Raw genomic sequence first — 17,400 nt, 5'->3', positions numbered from 1 at the left:
GTCTACACGTCCCTCCTTACAAACGTTCCTTCGTGGTTATACGAGCAGCGCGCATGCGCGGCCTGAGCCGACGCCGGGTCGACGGCGGCAACGTTGCCCGCCTCGAGCTCGCGCAGGCGCTCGGCGATGCCGGCCTCCACGCGATCGAGCAGGGCATCGAAGTCCATGCTGCCGCCCTCGCCCGGGAAGCCCTTCTTGAGGCCCGGGATGCGACCGTCACCGCGCTCTTCCTCGAGCAACTCGGCGCTCGCCGCACCGCGCAGCGCGGGCTTGCCGCCCTTGGTCGAAAAATAGAGCGCTGCACGGGTATCCAAGCCCAGTGCCCGACGCATGGCCTGCGCGTAGATGAGCGTTTGGGTATGGGGCGGCAGCCAGCGCGGGTCGTCGATGGGGGCCTCGCCCGTCTCCTCGTCACGCACCGTGGGGTCGGCAAGCTTAAACTCCTCGACACCCGAACGATGCTTGTAGTCGATTACCACGGCGCGATTCTCGGCATCCACATCTACGCGGTCGATGCGCCCGCCGAGCGGCCAACCGGCATACTCGACCTGGAGCTCGTTGAACGCAAACTCCAGGTAGCGCGGGGCAAAGGGGGCAAGTGCCTCGGACTCGTAGGCAAGCACGCCCTCCAGCTGCGGCAAGATCTCGGCCACCTGGCGCTCCTCCACCGCAGAGAGCGGCACCAGCGGGCCCTCCGTGCCGCGCTTGCCGGCATGCTCGGCCAGGGTCTCGTCAAAGACCTTGCTCAGCAGCTCCTGCGCCCGAGGCAGATTCATGGGCGTCACGCGCTCCATGCCCTCTTGGGGCAGACGGGCATGCAGATGCTCCAGCACGTCGTGGACAAAGTTGCCCTTCTCCATGTTCCCAAAGCCCGCGTCGATGGACTGGGGCTTGACGCGATACGACACGAACCAGCACAGCGGGCAGGTAGAATAGGCCTCGATCTGCGAGGCGGACGTCAGGCGCGGCACGAGCGGCGCGTCCTCGCCCTCGCCATCGCGACGACGCAGGACCAAATACGGCACGGCCTCGGCACTCAGATGCTGAGGGGCTTCACAGGTCACGCGCTCGCGCTTGAGACCTTCGCCTGCCGCGGGATCGAAGTCCCTTACGATATCGCCCTCACCCATGCACGTCGCCTTGTCGGCGCCAGCGACCTTAGCGTCACCAGTGGTCTTAGCGTCGTCAGCGGCCTTGTCGGTGTCAGCGACCTTGGTGTGCGCACGCAGCTCGGTCCACACGGCCGCCGGATAGCACTCGCGCGCCTGGCGATCGTGGGTCACACGGGCGAGCGTAACCGGACCACGCGACGCTTGCATCGCGCGACCAAAGCGCACGCGCAGCAGGGCCGCGGGCTCAAGCGTCACGCCCTCGCGACCAAGGCTCGCCGTCAGCGTAGCCAGCGGTCCCTCCTCGTGCGAGAGCGGATAGCTGTCCAGATCGACATCGGCAAACAGCACGGCATCGTAGCTGCCGGGGCGCAGAGCCGCCGCGTCGGCAAGCGAAGCAAAACGAACCTGAGCACGTGGCGCACGGTCAACCTCGTGGGTCTCGTAATCGTAGGCGGTGCTACGCTTGTCCACCCTGGTGCGAATGCCATCGAGCACGGGCACGGTCGCGACCTGCGACACGTCGAGCGCGCGGGCGCCGTTCATAAGGATGTCGAGGGCGTGGCGCAGCAGGGCCGCCTCCGCCTGGCGACGGGCCTGGCCATCCAAGCTGCCCAGCGAGCGATCGGGCAACGCCTCGGCAACGGCAAGCATGGCCTTAAGCGCCGTCACGGGCTTGTCACGCCACAGCGCCTGGAACACGTCCGAGACCACACACGGTACGTTCTTAAACCAGTTATCGTCGCTCGCCGCCTTGCGCGCGCCCCTCACCTGGCCCTGAACGCTCTGTAGCAGGCTCTTTACGCCCGCAGTAGTCTTGCTGCGCGAGAGACGCATATTCTTATCGAAAGTACGGGCATTGACGGCATCAGCGCCCGAAAGCGGACTGTAGATCCAGTCGGTAAGCTCCGGCGCGGGCCACCACTCGGTCTTTGATGCCATGCCCTCATCGGTGGCCTTCATGCGCTCGATCAGGCCGGCAAGCGCCGCAAACTGCCTGCCCGCAATGGATTGGGAAAACACCGTGAACTCAACTGTCTCGGAAGCAATATGACGAGCCGCCAGACGAGAGGCGAGCTCACCGAACAGCTGGGGTGCCCGGGCAGAAACAACGAGCACGCGCACGGGGTCGGCGGGCGTTGCAGTAGCTTTATCGGCCTTGGACTCCTTGTGCGCTTTCACCAACTTATCGATGGCGTCCGCATAGACATGAGCACGGGCATGAGGGCCAGCGACCTCAATAAAGGCAGGCTGAGCGGCGGTCCCGCAAGCGACATCAGACGCGACGGCGTCCTCCCCCAGCGGCGCGATCTCAAACAGCACACCGCGGGCATCAAATGCCGTGACAAGCTCCTCGCGCATCGCCGCCTGCTCGCGGGCAAGCAGCACGACGACCTCTCCCCCATTGTTCGCCACGGCAGACAGCAGCTCGAGCAGGCCGTGCGTAAACGACGTGACACCGCGCACGCATACGGCGCGGGCGCACGCCGGCAGGTTATCGGCCAGGGCACCGGCCATAATGTCAGCTGCCTCGCAGGGCTCGACCATATCTCGACGGTCCAAACCGCCCGCGTAGGCACGCAAAAGCTCAAACACACGAGCCTCGGCATCGCTTTTTGGCTCAGGCTGGCAATTGTTGCCACGGCATCGCTCGGCCGTCGTCCCCGCCACACCCGGCAGCACATCGCGGGCCATGCGCGCAAGCATGCGCACCGTGCCCTGGCTGCGCGAAAGCGGCTGCAGGTCGGCATCGTCGAGACGCGTGACCATGTCCGAGAGCAGCATCTGGCGCTGCAGGTTGTCGACGAAACCGCGCCCGTCGCCCAAAAGCTCCCAAAGCGAGCGAAGCCACGATGTAGGCGTCTTGTAGTCGATACCCAGCGAAACGCCGGCTTCCGCCGCATCATGACGGCACAGGTCGAGCTCGGCAAACGTTGGCGCCAGCAACACGGCACGCCCGTGGCGGGCAATAAGGTCGACAAGCAGCGCCGACTCGGCATCGCTCAAATCCGTGCCGGCATTGGTGGTATAGATTCGAACAGGCATGGTCCTCCGCTCAAACTGTTCGCAATAATCAATGCATCCATCCTACCCGCCCAAGCGGACAGATTTGCCCCACGCCAACAGATTTGATCCCTTGGGGACGGAGGAAAACGGATCACCGAGGAGGTCAATCTAACCCGATGATCCGTTTTCCTCCGTCCCCAAGGGATCAAAAATAACCGCCCCCGGAGGGACGGTTCTGCACAATTCGTTTTTGCCGCTGGCCTACTCGCCATCCTCCAGCTTAATGAGGATCTTGCGGTAGCCACCGTACTCGCCGTTGAGCGCCTTGGATACACGGCTCACCGTGGTGGACGAAGCGCCGGTACGCGCCTGAACCTCGACATAGGGCTCGCCCTCGTCCAGGTAACGCGCGACCTGCAGACGCTGCGATAGATCGCAAATCTCACGCGGCGTGCAGATATCGGTCAAAAACGCTTGGATATCTTTCTCGTCGTCCAAAAGGCTAAATGCGTGGACCAGCTGCTTGACATCAGGCTTGTCAAACATGTTCTCGATATTCATCGATCACCGCCAAACCCGCCAAAAGGCATCGAAGTTGATACTGACATCGGGCATCGTTCGCCCGTAATATGCAATAGGGCAACGCCTGTGGCTTTTGCCCGTAGCAGTTTAGCACACCACCAAACTAAAGCGTCAAGACTCTCTGCCAGCGGCACGTTTTTTAGGACGAACGCCGTTTTGAAACCGAATGCGCACGCAAGCTCCACGAATATCTGGAACAATGGGTGCCCAAACAGGACCGTGTCCGTGCATCTATCCGAGTTGCAAAGGTATGTGTCCCTCACGCCCCTCACCACGCCATGCGCAAGAAAGGATTCCCACCATGCGCTTTTTGCTCAACTGGCTTTTGACCTCAATCGCCATCGCGATCGCAACGTTTCTCGTCCCCGGCATTCAGCCCTTCGGCATGGCCGACGCCTGGGTCTGCTTTGCCTTCGTGGGACTATTCCTCAACATCGTCGACTCGCTCGTCAAGCCGTTCCTGACGGTCATCTCGCTGCCGCTCACTATTATCACGCTTGGTATTTTTCAGCTCGTAGTCAACAGCTTTATGCTCGAGCTGGCCAGCTACCTGTCGGTCAATCTGCTGGGCGCGGGTATCTCCATTGCCGGCTTTGGATCGGCCTTTATGGGCAGCATCCTGGTATCCATCATGCGCAGCATTCTCGACAGCATCGCCAGGAACTAAAGCGACCGGATACGGACCGCCACAACACGCCAAAAGAAGGCCGTCCATCGCAACGATAGGCGGCCTTGTCATTTGCCAAGCCTCAGGGGCAAGAAAATCTACCATTTCTGCCCCGTCCCCAAATGGCAGGTGGAGCTAGATGACGTAGTCGTAGCCCTCGTTGGGGGCGACGAGTGCATCGAGCGTCACGCCGTCGAGGTAGTCGTTGATGAGCTTGTCCAGGTTCTTCCACACGTCGAGTGTGGGACACTCATCCGAACGTGAACAGCCCTTGCAGTCGCCGTCCAGGCATGCGACCGGCGCCAGGCTGCCCTCGGTCAGGCGCAAGATCTCGCCCACCGTGTACTGCTCGGGCGGGCGCGTGAGCACGTAGCCGCCGCCTTTGCCGCGCATGCCCGAGAGCATATTGGCGCGGACGAGCGTAGCCAAAATGTTCTCCAGATATTTCTCCGAAATCCCCTGACGCGCCGCAATCTCTTTGAGGGGAATGCGGCCTGCCGCCTGGTGCTCGGCCAGGTCAACCATAACGCGCAGGGCGTACCTGCCCTTAGTAGAAACCAACATATATAGTGCTGCCTTTCGGTCTTTTAGTCCGTTGAAATTCTAGCCGAAAAATTGGCTTTGAAAATACCTATTCCCGTCAAGCTGGTTAATCGCCTCGTAATAATCTTCTATTTCCTATTGCGTTACTAGGCTTTACTGTCTACTATGCTTGCCAACAGCAAAAAGAACAACCCATAAGGTTTATGGGTTTCGCTGCTACACACACCGTAAAACCACACGGTATCCAGTCATTTGAACACTTTGGAGGTTCACCATGAGCAATGTTTATACGTCCATCGATCAGCTTATCGGCCACACCCCGCTTCTGGAGCTCACTCACTTTGAGGCCGATGAGGACCTCAAGGCCCGCGTGCTCGTCAAGCTGGAATACTTCAACCCCGCCGGGTCCGTTAAAGACCGCGTCGCCAAGAACATGATTGACGAGGCCGAGAAGGCCGGCAAGCTCGTGCGCGGCGGCGACTACACCATCATCGAGCCCACGAGCGGCAACACCGGCGTCGGCATCGCCTCGGTGGCGGCGGCTCGCGGCTACAAGGTGATCATCACCATGCCCGAGACTATGTCCGTCGAGCGTCGCAAGCTTATGCAGGCATATGGCGCACAACTCGTGCTCACCGACGGTTCCAAGGGCATGAAGGGCGCCATCGCCAAGGCCGAAGAACTGCAGAAGGAGACCCCCAACAGCATTATCGCCGGCCAGTTTGTAAACCCCGCCAACCCCGCCATCCACAAGGCCACGACCGGCCCCGAGATCTGGGATGACACCGACGGCGAGGTCGATATCTTCGTCGCCGGCGTCGGCACCGGCGGCACCGTGACCGGCGTGGGCGAGTTCCTCAAGGAGCAGAACCCCGAGATTCAGGTCGTCGCCGTCGAGCCCGCCACCTCCCCGGTGCTCTCTAAGGGCCAGGCCGGCCCGCACAAGATCCAGGGCATCGGCGCCGGCTTTGTGCCCGACGTCCTCGACACCCAGGTCTATGACGAGATCATCCCCGTCGAGAACGACGACGCCTTTGCCACCGGCCGCGCCGTGGGCCACAAGGAGGGCGTGCTCGTGGGCATTTCGTCCGGCGCCGCCGTGTGGGCCGCACTGCAGCTGGCCAAGCGCCCCGAGAACGAGGGCAAGACCATCGTGGCGCTGCTCGCCGATACCGGTGAGCGCTACCTGTCCACGGCACTCTTCCAGGACTAGGACCCGTCGCCCATAGGTTGAGCTCAGGGACGAGCCGGCCTCCTCTCTCCCGGCAGTCTGAGCCCATCCAATCAGGGTGTCCCACGAGACGTCCGAACTTGCTACAATGTCTGCGGCGCGGAACCAGCCTCCCGCGCCGCTTTTCTTTTTTGGCCACATGCCACCAAGGAGAACCTCCCCATGCACAACAAGCGCGTGCTCGTCGCCATGAGCGGCGGCGTCGATTCCAGCGTGACCGCGTACCTGCTCAAAAGCCAGGGCTACGAATGCGTCGGCGCCACCATGCGCCTCACCTGCCCCGCGCCCGATCCCGTCGCGGGCATGAGCAAAGTCGACCGCGACATCGCCGATGCAAAAGCCGTCGCCGAGCGCCTGGGGATACCCCACCATGTGCTCGACCTGCAGCAAACCTTCGACCGCAACGTGATCGAGCGCTTTGTGAACGCCTACCAGGAAGGACTGACGCCCAACCCGTGCATCATCTGCAACCGCCATATTAAGTTTGGCGCGCTGCTCGATGCGGCACTCAATATGGGCTGCGACTACATCGCCACAGGTCACTACGCCAAAACGAGCCAAGCGGCCGACGGCACCTGGCAGCTGCACCGCGGCGAGGACCCCAAGAAGGACCAGAGTTACTTCTTGTATTCGCTCACGCAGGAGCGACTATCGCGCACGATCTTTCCGCTGGCAGGGCTGGACAAGGAGCGCGACGTGCGCCGCATAGCCGCCGAACAGGGCTTTGCCAACGCCAAGAAGGCCGAAAGCGAGGATATCTGCTTTATCGCGGACGGCGACTACGCGGGCTATATCGAGCGCCGCTGCGGACATGCCGCTGCACCGGGCGACATTGTGTGGCGCGACGGCAGCGTGGTCGGACGCCATAACGGCGCGCTGCGCTATACCATCGGCCAGCGCAAGGGCCTGGGCGTCGCGATGGCGCACCCCGTGTACGTAATGGGCGTCGATGCCGCCAACAACATTGTGCATCTGGGCGAGGCCGAAGACCTGACGGCCACAGCGCTCACGGCCAACGACTGGATTTGGAGCGCCCCTACCGACCGCATGGAGGCAGAGCTCGATGCCGGCGGCATTCACGTGGGCGCCAAGTACCGCTACCGTCAAAAGGACCAGGCAGCAACCCTTACACATGGCGCCGACGGGCAAATGCTGCTGACTTTTGACGAGCCGCAACGAGCCATCGCCCCCGGCCAGGCCGTTGTAGTCTATCGCGGCGACATCCTCCTGGGCGGCGGTACGGTGACCGGCGCACTTAAGTAGCCCCATCCCCTTCATAAATTGCGGTGAAATAGGGACTGTTTAAGCGTTTAAAACCGCCAAACAGTCCCTATTTCACCGCAACTTAGAGAGGACGGCCTCGGTCGGTACTGCCGTATCAGCCGAGGCCGCTGCATCGCTAGCGCTGTACGTAGGCGCGGACGAGCTCGAAGGTGTTGCGCACGCCGTCCATGTGGCTACGCTCGTAGTTGTGGCTCGCATACACGCCGGGGCCGATCAGACCATGGCGAATGTCGTAGCCGGCAGAGAGCGTGGCTTCGACGTCCGAACCGTAATGCGGATACACGTCGATAGCGTAATCGAGCTCAAGCTCGCGCGCGATATTGGACAGCGCCGTCACCAGGTCGTAGTTGTACGGACCGCCCGAATCCTTGGCGCAGATCGACACCATGTGCTCGGTGCAGCCTAGGTCGTCGCCCACGCAGCCCATGTCAACGCTGATCATCTCGCGCGTGTCGGCCGGCACGAAGGCGCCGCCGTGGCCCACCTCCTCGTACACGGTAAAGAGCAGCGAAACCTTACGCGAAAGCGTCACCTCGCCAGCGGCGACGGCACGCGCCAAGCCCAACAAAATGGCGGCCGATAGCTTGTCATCCAGGAAGCGGCTCTTAATGTAGCCGCTCTCCGTCACCGTCGTGCGAGGATCCATAGCGATGATGTCGCCGGTCTGAATACCCAGCTCGAGCGCATCGTCCTTGCTGTCGACGTTCTCGTCGAGCAAGATCTCCATGTTCTTCTCGATGGTCTTGACCGGCTCGTCGGCCACGTGCGCCGAAGGCTCGGTGTTAAGAACCACGCCCGTGTAGACATTGCCGTCGCGCGTGTAGACGGTGCAGTTCTCGCCATCGGCCGTAGACCACTGATGCCCACCGAGCGTCGTGGGGCGCAGGCGGCCATTGTCCTTAATGGAACGCACCATGGCGCCTAGGGTATCGACATGGCTCGCCAGTACGAGCGGCTCGCCCTCGCCGCCAAGCTCAACGAGCACGTTACCCTTATTAGAACGCTCAGGCCCAAACCCCATATCGCGCAGGGTCTCCATCAGATAATCAGTCGCCGCACGGGTATAGCCCGTAGGCGAAGCAATCGAGGTAAGCGCCTTCAACTGGTCAGTAATATAGGAGAGCGTAGAATCCATCTTGGACACCAAAATCACCCTTTCATATCGAATTGAGCCCACAGCAACAATACCACCGCGAACCATCTTTTTACCTAGCGAGATGACCCATCGAGCTCCCTAGAACTGCGCCCGCCACGATAACGAGCCGGCGGGCCCCTGCCCGTTAGCCCCAGAATCTTTCCGCAGGACAGAAGGAGGCCCCGCCGCACGTAGTGCGCAGCGGGGCCTCCGACATGTCCGAGGACGATTCTAGGGCTAACGGGCAGGGGCCCGCCGAACCAAGTTAGGCAGCCGGGCAGATCTTCTTGAAGAGCTCGATGACGTCGTCGAGCGTCGCCTCGCGCGGGTTACCCGGGAAGCAGGCGTCGGCCATGGCGTCCTTGGCCAGGACCTCGATCTCGTCAGCCTTCATGGCCTCGCAGACGTGTGGGATGTTCACGTCGGCGGAGAGCTGCTTGACGGCGGCGATGGCGGCGTCGGCGGCCTCGTCGGTGCTCATGCCCGTGGTGTCAACGCCCATGGCAACGGCAACCTTGGCCAGGCGCTCGGCGCAAACCGGCTTGTTGAACTCCATGGCAATCGGCAGCAGCATGGCGCAGGCGACGCCGTGCGGGGTGTCGTAGTGAGCGGACAGGGTGTGAGCCATGGCGTGGTCGATGCCCAGGCCAACATTGGAGAAGCCCATGCCGGCGACATACTGGCCAAGAGCCATGCCCTCGCGGCCGGAGCCGGGCTGACCGGACTTGGCCTCGGCGACAGAGTCGCGCAGGTTCTCGCTGATCAGCTTAATAGCCTCAAAGTGGAACATGTCGGAGAGCTCCCAAGCGCCCTTGGTGGTGTAGCCCTCGATGGCGTGGGTCAGAGCGTCCATGCCAGTGGAAGCGGTCAGGCCGGCAGGCATGGAAGCCATCATGTCAGGATCGACGACGGCAACCTCGGGGGCGTCGTTGGTGTCGACGCACACGAACTTGCGGACCTTCTCGGGGTCGGTGATGACGTAGTTGATGGTCACCTCGGCGGCGGTACCGGCGGTCGTCGGCACGGCGATGGTGAACACGGCGTGGTTCTTAGTGGGAGCAACGCCCTCGAGGCTGCGGACATCGGCGAACTCGGGGTTGTTGATGATGATGCCGATGGCCTTGGCGGTGTCCATGGAGGAGCCACCACCGATGGTCACGATAGCGTCAGCATCGGCGGCCTTGAAGGCCTCGACGCCGTCCTTGACGTTCTGGATGGTGGGGTTGGGCTTAATCTCGGAGTAGAGGCTCCAAGCGATGCCGGCAGCGTCGAGCTCGTCGGTCACCTTGGCGGTAACGCCAAACTTGACCAGATCGGGGTCGGAGCAGACGAAGATCTTCTTGTAGCCGCGACGCTGGAGCTCGCCGGGGATCTCCTTAATGGCGCCGGAACCATGATAAGAGATGGTATTGAGAACGAAACGATTAGCCATTGATAGCCTCCCATCGTGTGCGGGGCACCCATTACGCCCCACGCTATGAGTCCCATCCTAACGCTTTTGAAACAAAAAACGCGTGAGAACGTCAAACTATTTAAAGCGTTTCAACAGATGATGAAAAATAATGCGGCGAAGGGACAGCCCCTTTGCCGCATTCGGTTACTTTCGGCAGCCCTCTTTCCAAGCCTCGGCCGCAACCTTCCAGCGTAAGCGCAAGTCGCGCTCGCGGTCGATAAACATGATGGCAAACGCGACAAACAGCAGCAAGCTCGCCACGACGATGGCGTGCAGGCCCATGCGCTCAATACACCAGTTGCCCAACACGGCGCCAAACACAAAGGTAAAGATCACGCCAAAGTACAGCAGGCCGTTTTCCAAAAAGCCGCGCCTGTGGGTGATGATGTAATCGTCCACGTTTTGCAGCGCGTTGCGCAAGTTGCCGATGCACATGGTCGTGGCGATGCCGTGACCGTGTATCTTGCGGAAGCTCTCGACCTGCATACCGCAGGCAAACGAGGTGAGGCAGTTGGCGAGCAGGTTGTAACCGCCACCGGGGATAAAGCTCACGCCCAGCAAGATGACGGCTTCAAAGAACACTGTCACTTGGCGCCAGTGAATCACGCTGCCAAACCGCTCGTGAACCAGGTCGGCAAGCATAATGCCCACGGCAAACGACACCACAGGGAAGAAGTAGCGCCCCGCAAGTGCCCAATTGCCCTCCGAGATGCTCACACCCACAAGCAGGATGTTGCCCGTCTGAGCGTTTGCGAAAACATGGTCGCGCCCAATGTACGAATACACATCCATAAAGCCGCCGGCGAGCGCCAGGATAATGCCCAGTTCGATGGACTCCGATATCTGTTTGGCACGCTGCATCGTCGTGCATCCTCCTTGTTGACGACCCTCTCGTGCGTTGGCGGAAACATAGCCGCCGTTCATACTGTAACCCATTGACAACATGGCGTGCGCGCGAGACGACCCCTTCGACACAGGGATACACAGTCTGGAAACAAACGACACCCGCATCGACACGCCGATCCGCCAGCTCGTGTACTCCACCAGTCTTTTTAGCCCCGTCCCAAAAAGACTGGTTACAATTACGTGCAGCATACAAACACCGGGAGGGATCGTGGCAAAAAAGCCTCAACACGCTCAGAACAACCAGCGCAGTCAGCAGGGCAAACAGGGCCAGCAGCAAAAGCGCGGCGGCAAGGCGCAGGCCACGGTCGCCCGCACCAAGCATTCCCAAGCGACGCCCGTCCGCCCCTGGCGTCCGAGCCGCGATAAATTCCTCCCCGTCAGTCGAGCCGACATGGATGCACGCGGCTGGGACCAGTGCGACTTTGTCTACATCTGCGGCGACGCCTACGTGGACCATCCCAGCTTTGGCATGGCCATCATCAGCCGCGTCCTCGACGCGCACGGCTACAAAGTGGGCATCATCTGCCAACCCGACTGGACCGACCCCGCCAGCATCACCGTGCTCGGCGAGCCGCGCCTAGGCTTTCTCGTCAGTGCCGGCAACATGGACTCCATGGTCAACCACTATTCGGTGACCAAGCATCGCCGCCACACCGACGCCTATACCCCCGGTGGCGAGGAGGGGCGCCGTCCCAATCGCGCCGTCACGGTCTACGGCAACCTCATCCGCCAGACGTTTAAGGACGCCCCCATCATTATCGGTGGCATCGAGGCAAGCCTGCGTCGCCTGGCCCACTACGACTACTGGCAGGACAAGCTCAAGCGCTCGGTGCTGCTCGACTCGGGCGCCGACATCCTCATCTACGGCATGGGCGAGCACGCGATCGTTGAGATCGCCGACGCGCTCGACGCGGGGCTGCCCGTCGATCAGATCACCTATATCAATGGCACCGTCTACCGCACCAGCTCGCTCGACGAGGTCTACGACTACGACCTGCTGCCCAGCTGGGACGACCTTGCCGCCGACAAGCTCAACTACGCCCGCAGCTTTAACGTGCAGCAGCAGAATATGGACCCCATCACCGGGCATCGCCTGGTAGAGCCATATCCCAACAGCGTGTACGTGGTGCAGAACCCGCCGTCGGCAACACTCACCACCGACGAGATGGACGAGGTTGCCGAACTCCCCTACGCACGCGATTGGCATCCCGACTACGACGCGGCAGGCGGCGTGCCGGCCTTTGCTGAGATCAAGTTTTCCATTAGCTCCAACCGCGGCTGTTTTGGCGAGTGCTCGTTTTGCGCGCTCACCTTCCACCAGGGCCGCGTGTTGCAGATGCGCAGCCACGACTCGATCATGCGCGAGGCCGAGCTGCTCACGCGCGATCCCGAGTTTAAGGGCTACATCAACGACGTGGGTGGACCGACGGCCAACTTTAGCCGCCCCGCCTGCGACAAGCAGCTCAAGCACGGTGTGTGCAAGAACAAGCGCTGTCTGTGGCCGAGCGTATGCAAGAACATGGTGGTCGACGAAAGCGGCTACACGCAGCTGTTGCGCGACCTGCGCCAGCTGCCGGGCGTCAAGAAGGTCTTCGTGCGCAGCGGCATCCGTTTTGACTACACCATGGCCGATGCCTCGGACGAGTTTTTACGCGAGCTGCTGGAACACCATGTCTCGGGCCAGCTGCGCGTAGCGCCCGAGCACGTGAGCGACGCGGTACTGTCCGTGATGGGCAAGCCGAGCCGAGCTGTCTACGACGCATTCTGCCGTAAATTTGAACGCTTGAACCGCGAGTACGGACTCAAGCAGTACGTGGTGCCGTATCTGATCTCGAGCCACCCCGGCTCGACGATGAAGGAAGCCGTGGACCTTGCCGAAGCCGTGCGCGACATGGGCTACATGCCCGAGCAGGTGCAGGACTTCTACCCCACACCGTCCACCATGTCGACGTGCATGTACTACACCGGCGTGGACCCGCGCACCATGAAACCGATCTATGTGGCGCGCGACCCGCGCGAGAAGGCCATGCAACGCGCGCTCATCCAGTACCGCAAGCCCGAGAACTACAAGCTGGTGCGTGAGGCACTGGAGAAGGCCGGCCGTCGCGACCTGATCGGCTACACCAAACATTGCCTGATCCGTCCCGTGCCGCCACGCCCGGGCGAGACATCGGCCAGCGGTGGGCACGGCACCGGCAAGAAGGGCGGCAAGGCCCACGGTGGCGCCGCCGGCAAGGGACCCAAGGGTAGCAAGGGCCACAGCGGCATGTCGCGCGCGCAGAACACCGCAGGCCGCAACCGCGCGGCCCAGGGACGACAGGGCGCCAACGGAGGCGGTCGCCGCAACTAGCGCGGCGAGGCGGCATGCCGCCGTTGGCGACACGACACGCCCCACCAATAAAATGCCGCTCGCCGGGGCGTCGCAGAACGATTCCCCGGCGAGCGGCCGATTAGTATTGTCTATCTCAAAACGTCGTTACTTTTTGTCGAAACGACCATAGAGCGCAAACGAGAGCGCCGCAGAGATAACCCAAGTCAAAGCGATGCAGACGACAATCATGATCAGGTTCATGGGATTGCCGCTTGGATCGGCATAAACGGGCAACGAGGTAATGCCGGGCATAACAAAGCCGAAGCACTTTGCGCCGAGAACAACGGTAAGCGCACCGCCAATGCCATCCGCGATCATCGCAGCGATAAGCGGAGTCCTGTTAGGAACCTGAACGGTAAACAAGGCGGGCTCGGAAATTCCCATAAATGCTGAGAAGGCGCACGTCATTGCAGCGGACTTGAGCTTTTCGTCGGTCATGCGCAGGGCTGCACCAAAAGACGCACCGCTTTCGGCGAGGTTATGGCAGAAAGAGATCGGGAGCAGATAGTCATACCCAAGCGTTGCGATATTGGAAATCTGGATAGGGCTCGTTGACTGATGCATGCCGAAGAGCACGATAAGCGGCATAAAGAAGCCCAGCAGAAAACCGGCAACGGGGCCTAACGTCGAGAATAGCCAAACGATACCGTTGGCAAGACCAAGACCGCACCAGGCACCAATCGGAGCGAGCACAAACAGGTTGACGGGAATCACGATAGCAAGGGAGAGCGCCGGAACGACAACGAGCTTAAAAAGATCCGGCACGACTTTGTCGATTGCGCGATATACAAAAGACAAGCCAATGACGCCAAAGATAACCGGGAACACGGAATCGGCGTAGCTAAAAATCGGCACCGCAAAACCGAACAGCGCAAGGGGCGTCTCGCCCGTACCGACAGCGTTGACAATGGTCGGGTACATCAGCGATCCGGCAACACAAAGCGCAAGCGAACGGTTGACCCGGAACTTATCAGCTGTAGACATTGCCAGCAAAAACGGCAAGAAGTAGAACGGGATATCCGAAATCATATTGAATATCGCAAAGTCGCCGGCACCCGTGTCGATTCCAAAAGCCGCGATAGCAGCCAGGATGCCCTTTACGATGCCTCCCGCCACCAGTGCGGGAATGATAGCGGAGAAGATGCCGGTGATGATATCGAATACGCGAGCCGAACCTTTTTGGAGCTCAGGCTGCTCGGCGTCGGCGGAGACCTCGCCACCCATCCTGTCACCTAGCATGGGCTCCAATTCGTCATATACCGACCCCACGCTGGCGCCGATGATAACTTGCCACTGCCCGTCTTTAACCTGCGCGCCCAAGGCGCCGTCAAGCGTCTTAAGGGCCTCCAGGTCTGCCTTGCTATCGTCCTTCAGGTTGAATCTGAGCCTTGTAATGCAGTGCGTTGCCATAACAACGTTATCGGCGCCGCCCACGAGCTCGAGGACACGAGCGGCCAGTTCCTTCTTGTCTGCCACAACAATCACTCCTACCCAAGATCCTCGCCATTAGTGGCGATACATTTCTGGTACCAATAGAAAGAGTCTTTACGCAAGCGCTCCGCAGTGCCGTTGCCGCAATTATCCAGATCGACATAGATAAGCCCGTAGCGCTTGTCCATCGTAAGAGGACCGCAGGCAACAAGGTCAATGAATCCCCAGATCATGTATCCGCGCACGTCAACGCCATCGATCACTGCTTCCTTAAGGCACTTTATGTGCTGGCGCAAATAATCGATTCGATACTCGTCGTGGATGCTGCCATCCTCCTCGACCACATCAGATGTACCGAGGCCGTTCTCGGCGATATACAGGGGCAGCCCATAGCGGTCATACATCTGGTTAAGGGTAACCCTCAGGCCAATGGGATCGAGCTGCCAGCCCCACTCACTCGTCTCGAGATAAGGGTTCTTGTTTGCCATGACCAGATTTCCCGCAGTCTTCTCCCATCCCTGATCGCAGGTGGATACCTGGGAAAAGTAGTACGAGAAGGCCAGGAAGTCGACCGTGTTGCGAGCGATGAGCTCTTCATCGCCCGGCTCCATTTGAATCTCGATATCGCACGCGTCGAAATAGCGATTCATATAAGCGGGGTATTTTCCACGAGCCATCACGTCCGTATAGAACCAGTTGGAATACTGGTCGTCGTGAATAGCCTGCATGTTATCTTCGGGACGGCAGGTGGCGGGATACGTACAGAATCGAGCAATCATGCCGCCAACGGGAGTATCGGGCGAAAGACGATGGACAATCTCGACGGCGCGCGCATTGGCAACGAACTCGTGGTGCAGGCACTGGAAGATGGCTCGATCGAAATTCTCCCCCTCTTCGTCTTTGACCAGACAGACCCCGTCCCAAGGCGAAAAACGCGCTGCATTGAACTCGTTAAAAGGCAGCCAGAAATCGACCAGGTCGCCCAATTCCGTAACGATTGTCTCGACATAGCGGGCGAAGAAATCAATCGTCTTGCGATTCTTCCATCCCCCATATGTGGTGACAAGATTTACCGGGATGTCATAGTGGAGCATAGTGACGAAGGTCTTAATGCCGTGCTTTTTGCACTCACCCAGCATGCTTCGATACCACTCGATGCCTTCGCGGTTAGGCTCAAGGTCATCTCCGTTAGGATAGATTCGGCTCCAGCAAATAGAGGTGCGGAACAGCTTGAGACCCATCTCCGCAAAAAGCGCGATGTCCTCACGATAGTGATGATAGAAGTCGTTGCCACGCCTAAACGGGTAGAACTCAACGCCATCATCTGCGAGAGCGTTCATTAGCTCGTCATGGCAGAAGGGGTTGTTTTGATGCTTGTCCTCAATCTGGTCATGAGTCCAGGTACCATCCAGCCATCGACAATCCTGCGTCGACTTACCCTTTCCGCCCTCATTCCAGGCGCCATCGGCCTGCGAGCACGATATGGCTCCGCCCCATAAAAAGTCGGAGTCAAACCCATGTTTTAACTTACTCATTTGCCCTCCTTGATCGGATGCTCCAGCGGATAACCCAATACTAGGAAGAACAAGATGCATAAGATATCGCATAGAAAGCGTGGGTTTATAACATTTTTTTAGATATAATACCGTTTAAGGCATCGATTCTACCGTTCACCCCTGGAGCACCCCATGGATTCGAATCTCAAACAGCTGCTCTATACGCATACCGAGACCGAAGAGTGGCATCGCACGCATCCGGGAGAGCTCAGCCCGCGATATAACAGGGTGGAAACCACAACCATTAACGGCGAAGAAGTCTATCTGTTTGATTGGAAAGAAACTCTCGACGAAAACCCCGTGGGCCTTATCAAGGAGTCGCGCTTTACCGACATTCCTCCTCATATCAATCGGGATATGGAGCTCAACTACGTGTACGACGGCGTCTGCGCGTTTATCGTCAACGGACGGCGACTACTCCTTAAAAAGGGTGACGTGCTCATTTGCAACACCGGCGTAGTCAGAAGCGTTCCGTACGTTAAGGGCGAGCACGATATCGTCATTTCAATCGTCTTCAAAAAAGAAATGTTCGATTCGTTGTTCCTGAGCCAGCTACCCGGCGCGTCACCATTAACGAATCTCCTATTTGATTTTGTGTCCAAAAACCGTGAGGCCCGCAAATATCTCATTCTCCCAGAGGAATACGCCCGACATGCGCGACGCCTCATCGAGATGCTCTTTATCGAATATCACTTTAAAGATGCCTACTCTAATGAACTCATGAGGCACCTCGCCGTCAGCCTATTCCTTGTTCTCATTCGAGGACTGTACCGACGCTCTGCAACTGATAACCAGGCAATCATGTCGGACGAGCGCATCGTGTCGATTCTGAATCATATTGAGCGAAGCTACGGCGACTGCACGCTCGAAAGCATTGCGAGCGATACGGGTTATAGCACCAGCTATCTCAGCAGCTTGATCAAGCAAAAAACCGGCAAAACGTTTTCGCAAATCAAGCTCAACCAGCAGCTCACAGAGGCGGCATATCTTCTCAACAACACCGAGCGCGGCGTGCAGTATGTAGCCCGAAAAGTCGGCATCTCCAACATGTCATTCTTTTACTCAAAATTTAAAGAAGCATTCGGCGAAACGCCAGGTGCGTTCAGGACGCATCGGTCTAATTAA

13 protein-coding genes are annotated in these 17,400 nt (G+C 59.7%); 5 read left to right on the top strand and 8 right to left on the bottom strand.

What is annotated here, in order from left to right; genetic code table 11:
- Window positions 1-2: 2 nt before the first annotated feature.
- Together GPK39_RS05145 and GPK39_RS05140 are read right to left on the bottom strand one after the other, a co-directional pair.
- Window positions 3-3,155, bottom strand: coding sequence for a PD-(D/E)XK nuclease family protein (locus GPK39_RS05145; protein ID WP_215674147.1), 3,153 nt, complete (start codon window positions 3,153-3,155; stop codon window positions 3-5).
- 222 nt (window positions 3,156-3,377) lie between these two features.
- Window positions 3,378-3,677 (bottom strand): YerC/YecD family TrpR-related protein, encoded by a 300-nt coding sequence (locus GPK39_RS05140; protein WP_022094855.1) that lies wholly within the window; start codon window positions 3,675-3,677, stop codon window positions 3,378-3,380.
- A gap of 322 nt (window positions 3,678-3,999) precedes the next feature.
- Between GPK39_RS05140 and GPK39_RS05135 the strand changes: the two genes are divergently transcribed.
- Window positions 4,000-4,365, top strand: a complete 366-nt coding sequence (locus GPK39_RS05135; RefSeq protein ID WP_118256363.1) for a phage holin family protein — start codon at window positions 4,000-4,002, stop codon at window positions 4,363-4,365.
- Between the two features lie 135 nt (window positions 4,366-4,500).
- On the opposite strand, the gene GPK39_RS05130 is transcribed toward GPK39_RS05135, so the two are convergent.
- Entirely contained in the window at window positions 4,501-4,929 is a 429-nt protein-coding gene (locus tag GPK39_RS05130) for an RrF2 family transcriptional regulator (protein ID WP_055250949.1), read from the bottom strand.
- 253 nt (window positions 4,930-5,182) lie between these two features.
- Between GPK39_RS05130 and cysK the strand changes: the two genes are divergently transcribed.
- Together cysK and mnmA are read left to right on the top strand one after the other, a co-directional pair.
- Window positions 5,183-6,121, top strand: coding sequence for a cysteine synthase A (gene cysK / locus GPK39_RS05125; protein ID WP_161115446.1), 939 nt, complete (start codon window positions 5,183-5,185; stop codon window positions 6,119-6,121).
- A 57-nt stretch (window positions 6,122-6,178) separates the two neighbouring features.
- The gene (gene mnmA / locus GPK39_RS05120; protein WP_276571288.1) at window positions 6,179-7,402 is read left to right on the top strand and encodes a tRNA 2-thiouridine(34) synthase MnmA; all 1,224 of its coding nucleotides are present in this window, start codon (window positions 6,179-6,181) and stop codon (window positions 7,400-7,402) included.
- 136 nt (window positions 7,403-7,538) lie between these two features.
- Here mnmA and GPK39_RS05115 read toward each other — a convergent pair whose 3' ends face one another.
- The 3 genes from GPK39_RS05115 to GPK39_RS05105 form a co-directional block, all read right to left on the bottom strand.
- Window positions 7,539-8,558: a M42 family metallopeptidase gene (locus GPK39_RS05115; protein WP_215674170.1), complete on the bottom strand. Its 1,020-nt coding sequence runs from the start codon at window positions 8,556-8,558 to the stop codon at window positions 7,539-7,541.
- A gap of 265 nt (window positions 8,559-8,823) precedes the next feature.
- Complete coding sequence (fucO, locus tag GPK39_RS05110) at window positions 8,824-9,990, bottom strand: lactaldehyde reductase (protein ID WP_215674142.1); 1,167 nt, start codon at window positions 9,988-9,990, stop codon at window positions 8,824-8,826.
- A 165-nt stretch (window positions 9,991-10,155) separates the two neighbouring features.
- Entirely contained in the window at window positions 10,156-10,872 is a 717-nt protein-coding gene (locus tag GPK39_RS05105; RefSeq protein ID WP_118377270.1) for a YoaK family protein, read from the bottom strand.
- Between the two features lie 253 nt (window positions 10,873-11,125).
- Here GPK39_RS05105 and GPK39_RS05100 point away from each other — a divergent pair, with 253 nt between their 5' ends.
- Complete coding sequence (locus GPK39_RS05100) at window positions 11,126-13,267, top strand: YgiQ family radical SAM protein (RefSeq protein WP_338404394.1); 2,142 nt, start codon at window positions 11,126-11,128, stop codon at window positions 13,265-13,267.
- Between the two features lie 126 nt (window positions 13,268-13,393).
- On the opposite strand, the gene GPK39_RS05095 is transcribed toward GPK39_RS05100, so the two are convergent.
- Together GPK39_RS05095 and GPK39_RS05090 are read right to left on the bottom strand one after the other, a co-directional pair.
- On the bottom strand, window positions 13,394-14,764 hold the full coding sequence (locus GPK39_RS05095) for a PTS transporter subunit EIIC (RefSeq protein WP_055250969.1): 1,371 nt from the start codon (window positions 14,762-14,764) through the stop codon (window positions 13,394-13,396).
- An 11-nt stretch (window positions 14,765-14,775) separates the two neighbouring features.
- Window positions 14,776-16,254, bottom strand: a complete 1,479-nt coding sequence (locus GPK39_RS05090; protein WP_215674138.1) for a family 1 glycosylhydrolase — start codon at window positions 16,252-16,254, stop codon at window positions 14,776-14,778.
- A 153-nt stretch (window positions 16,255-16,407) separates the two neighbouring features.
- Here GPK39_RS05090 and GPK39_RS05085 point away from each other — a divergent pair, with 153 nt between their 5' ends.
- Window positions 16,408-17,400, top strand: coding sequence for a helix-turn-helix transcriptional regulator (locus tag GPK39_RS05085; RefSeq protein ID WP_215674137.1), 993 nt, complete (start codon window positions 16,408-16,410; stop codon window positions 17,398-17,400).

This window comes from Collinsella aerofaciens, assembly GCF_018785245.1.
In the GTDB taxonomy this organism is placed as follows: Bacteria; Actinomycetota; Coriobacteriia; order Coriobacteriales; family Coriobacteriaceae; genus Collinsella; species Collinsella aerofaciens_AD.
Note: the sequence above shows the minus strand (reverse complement) of the source record. Positions and strands in the feature narration are given on the sequence as shown.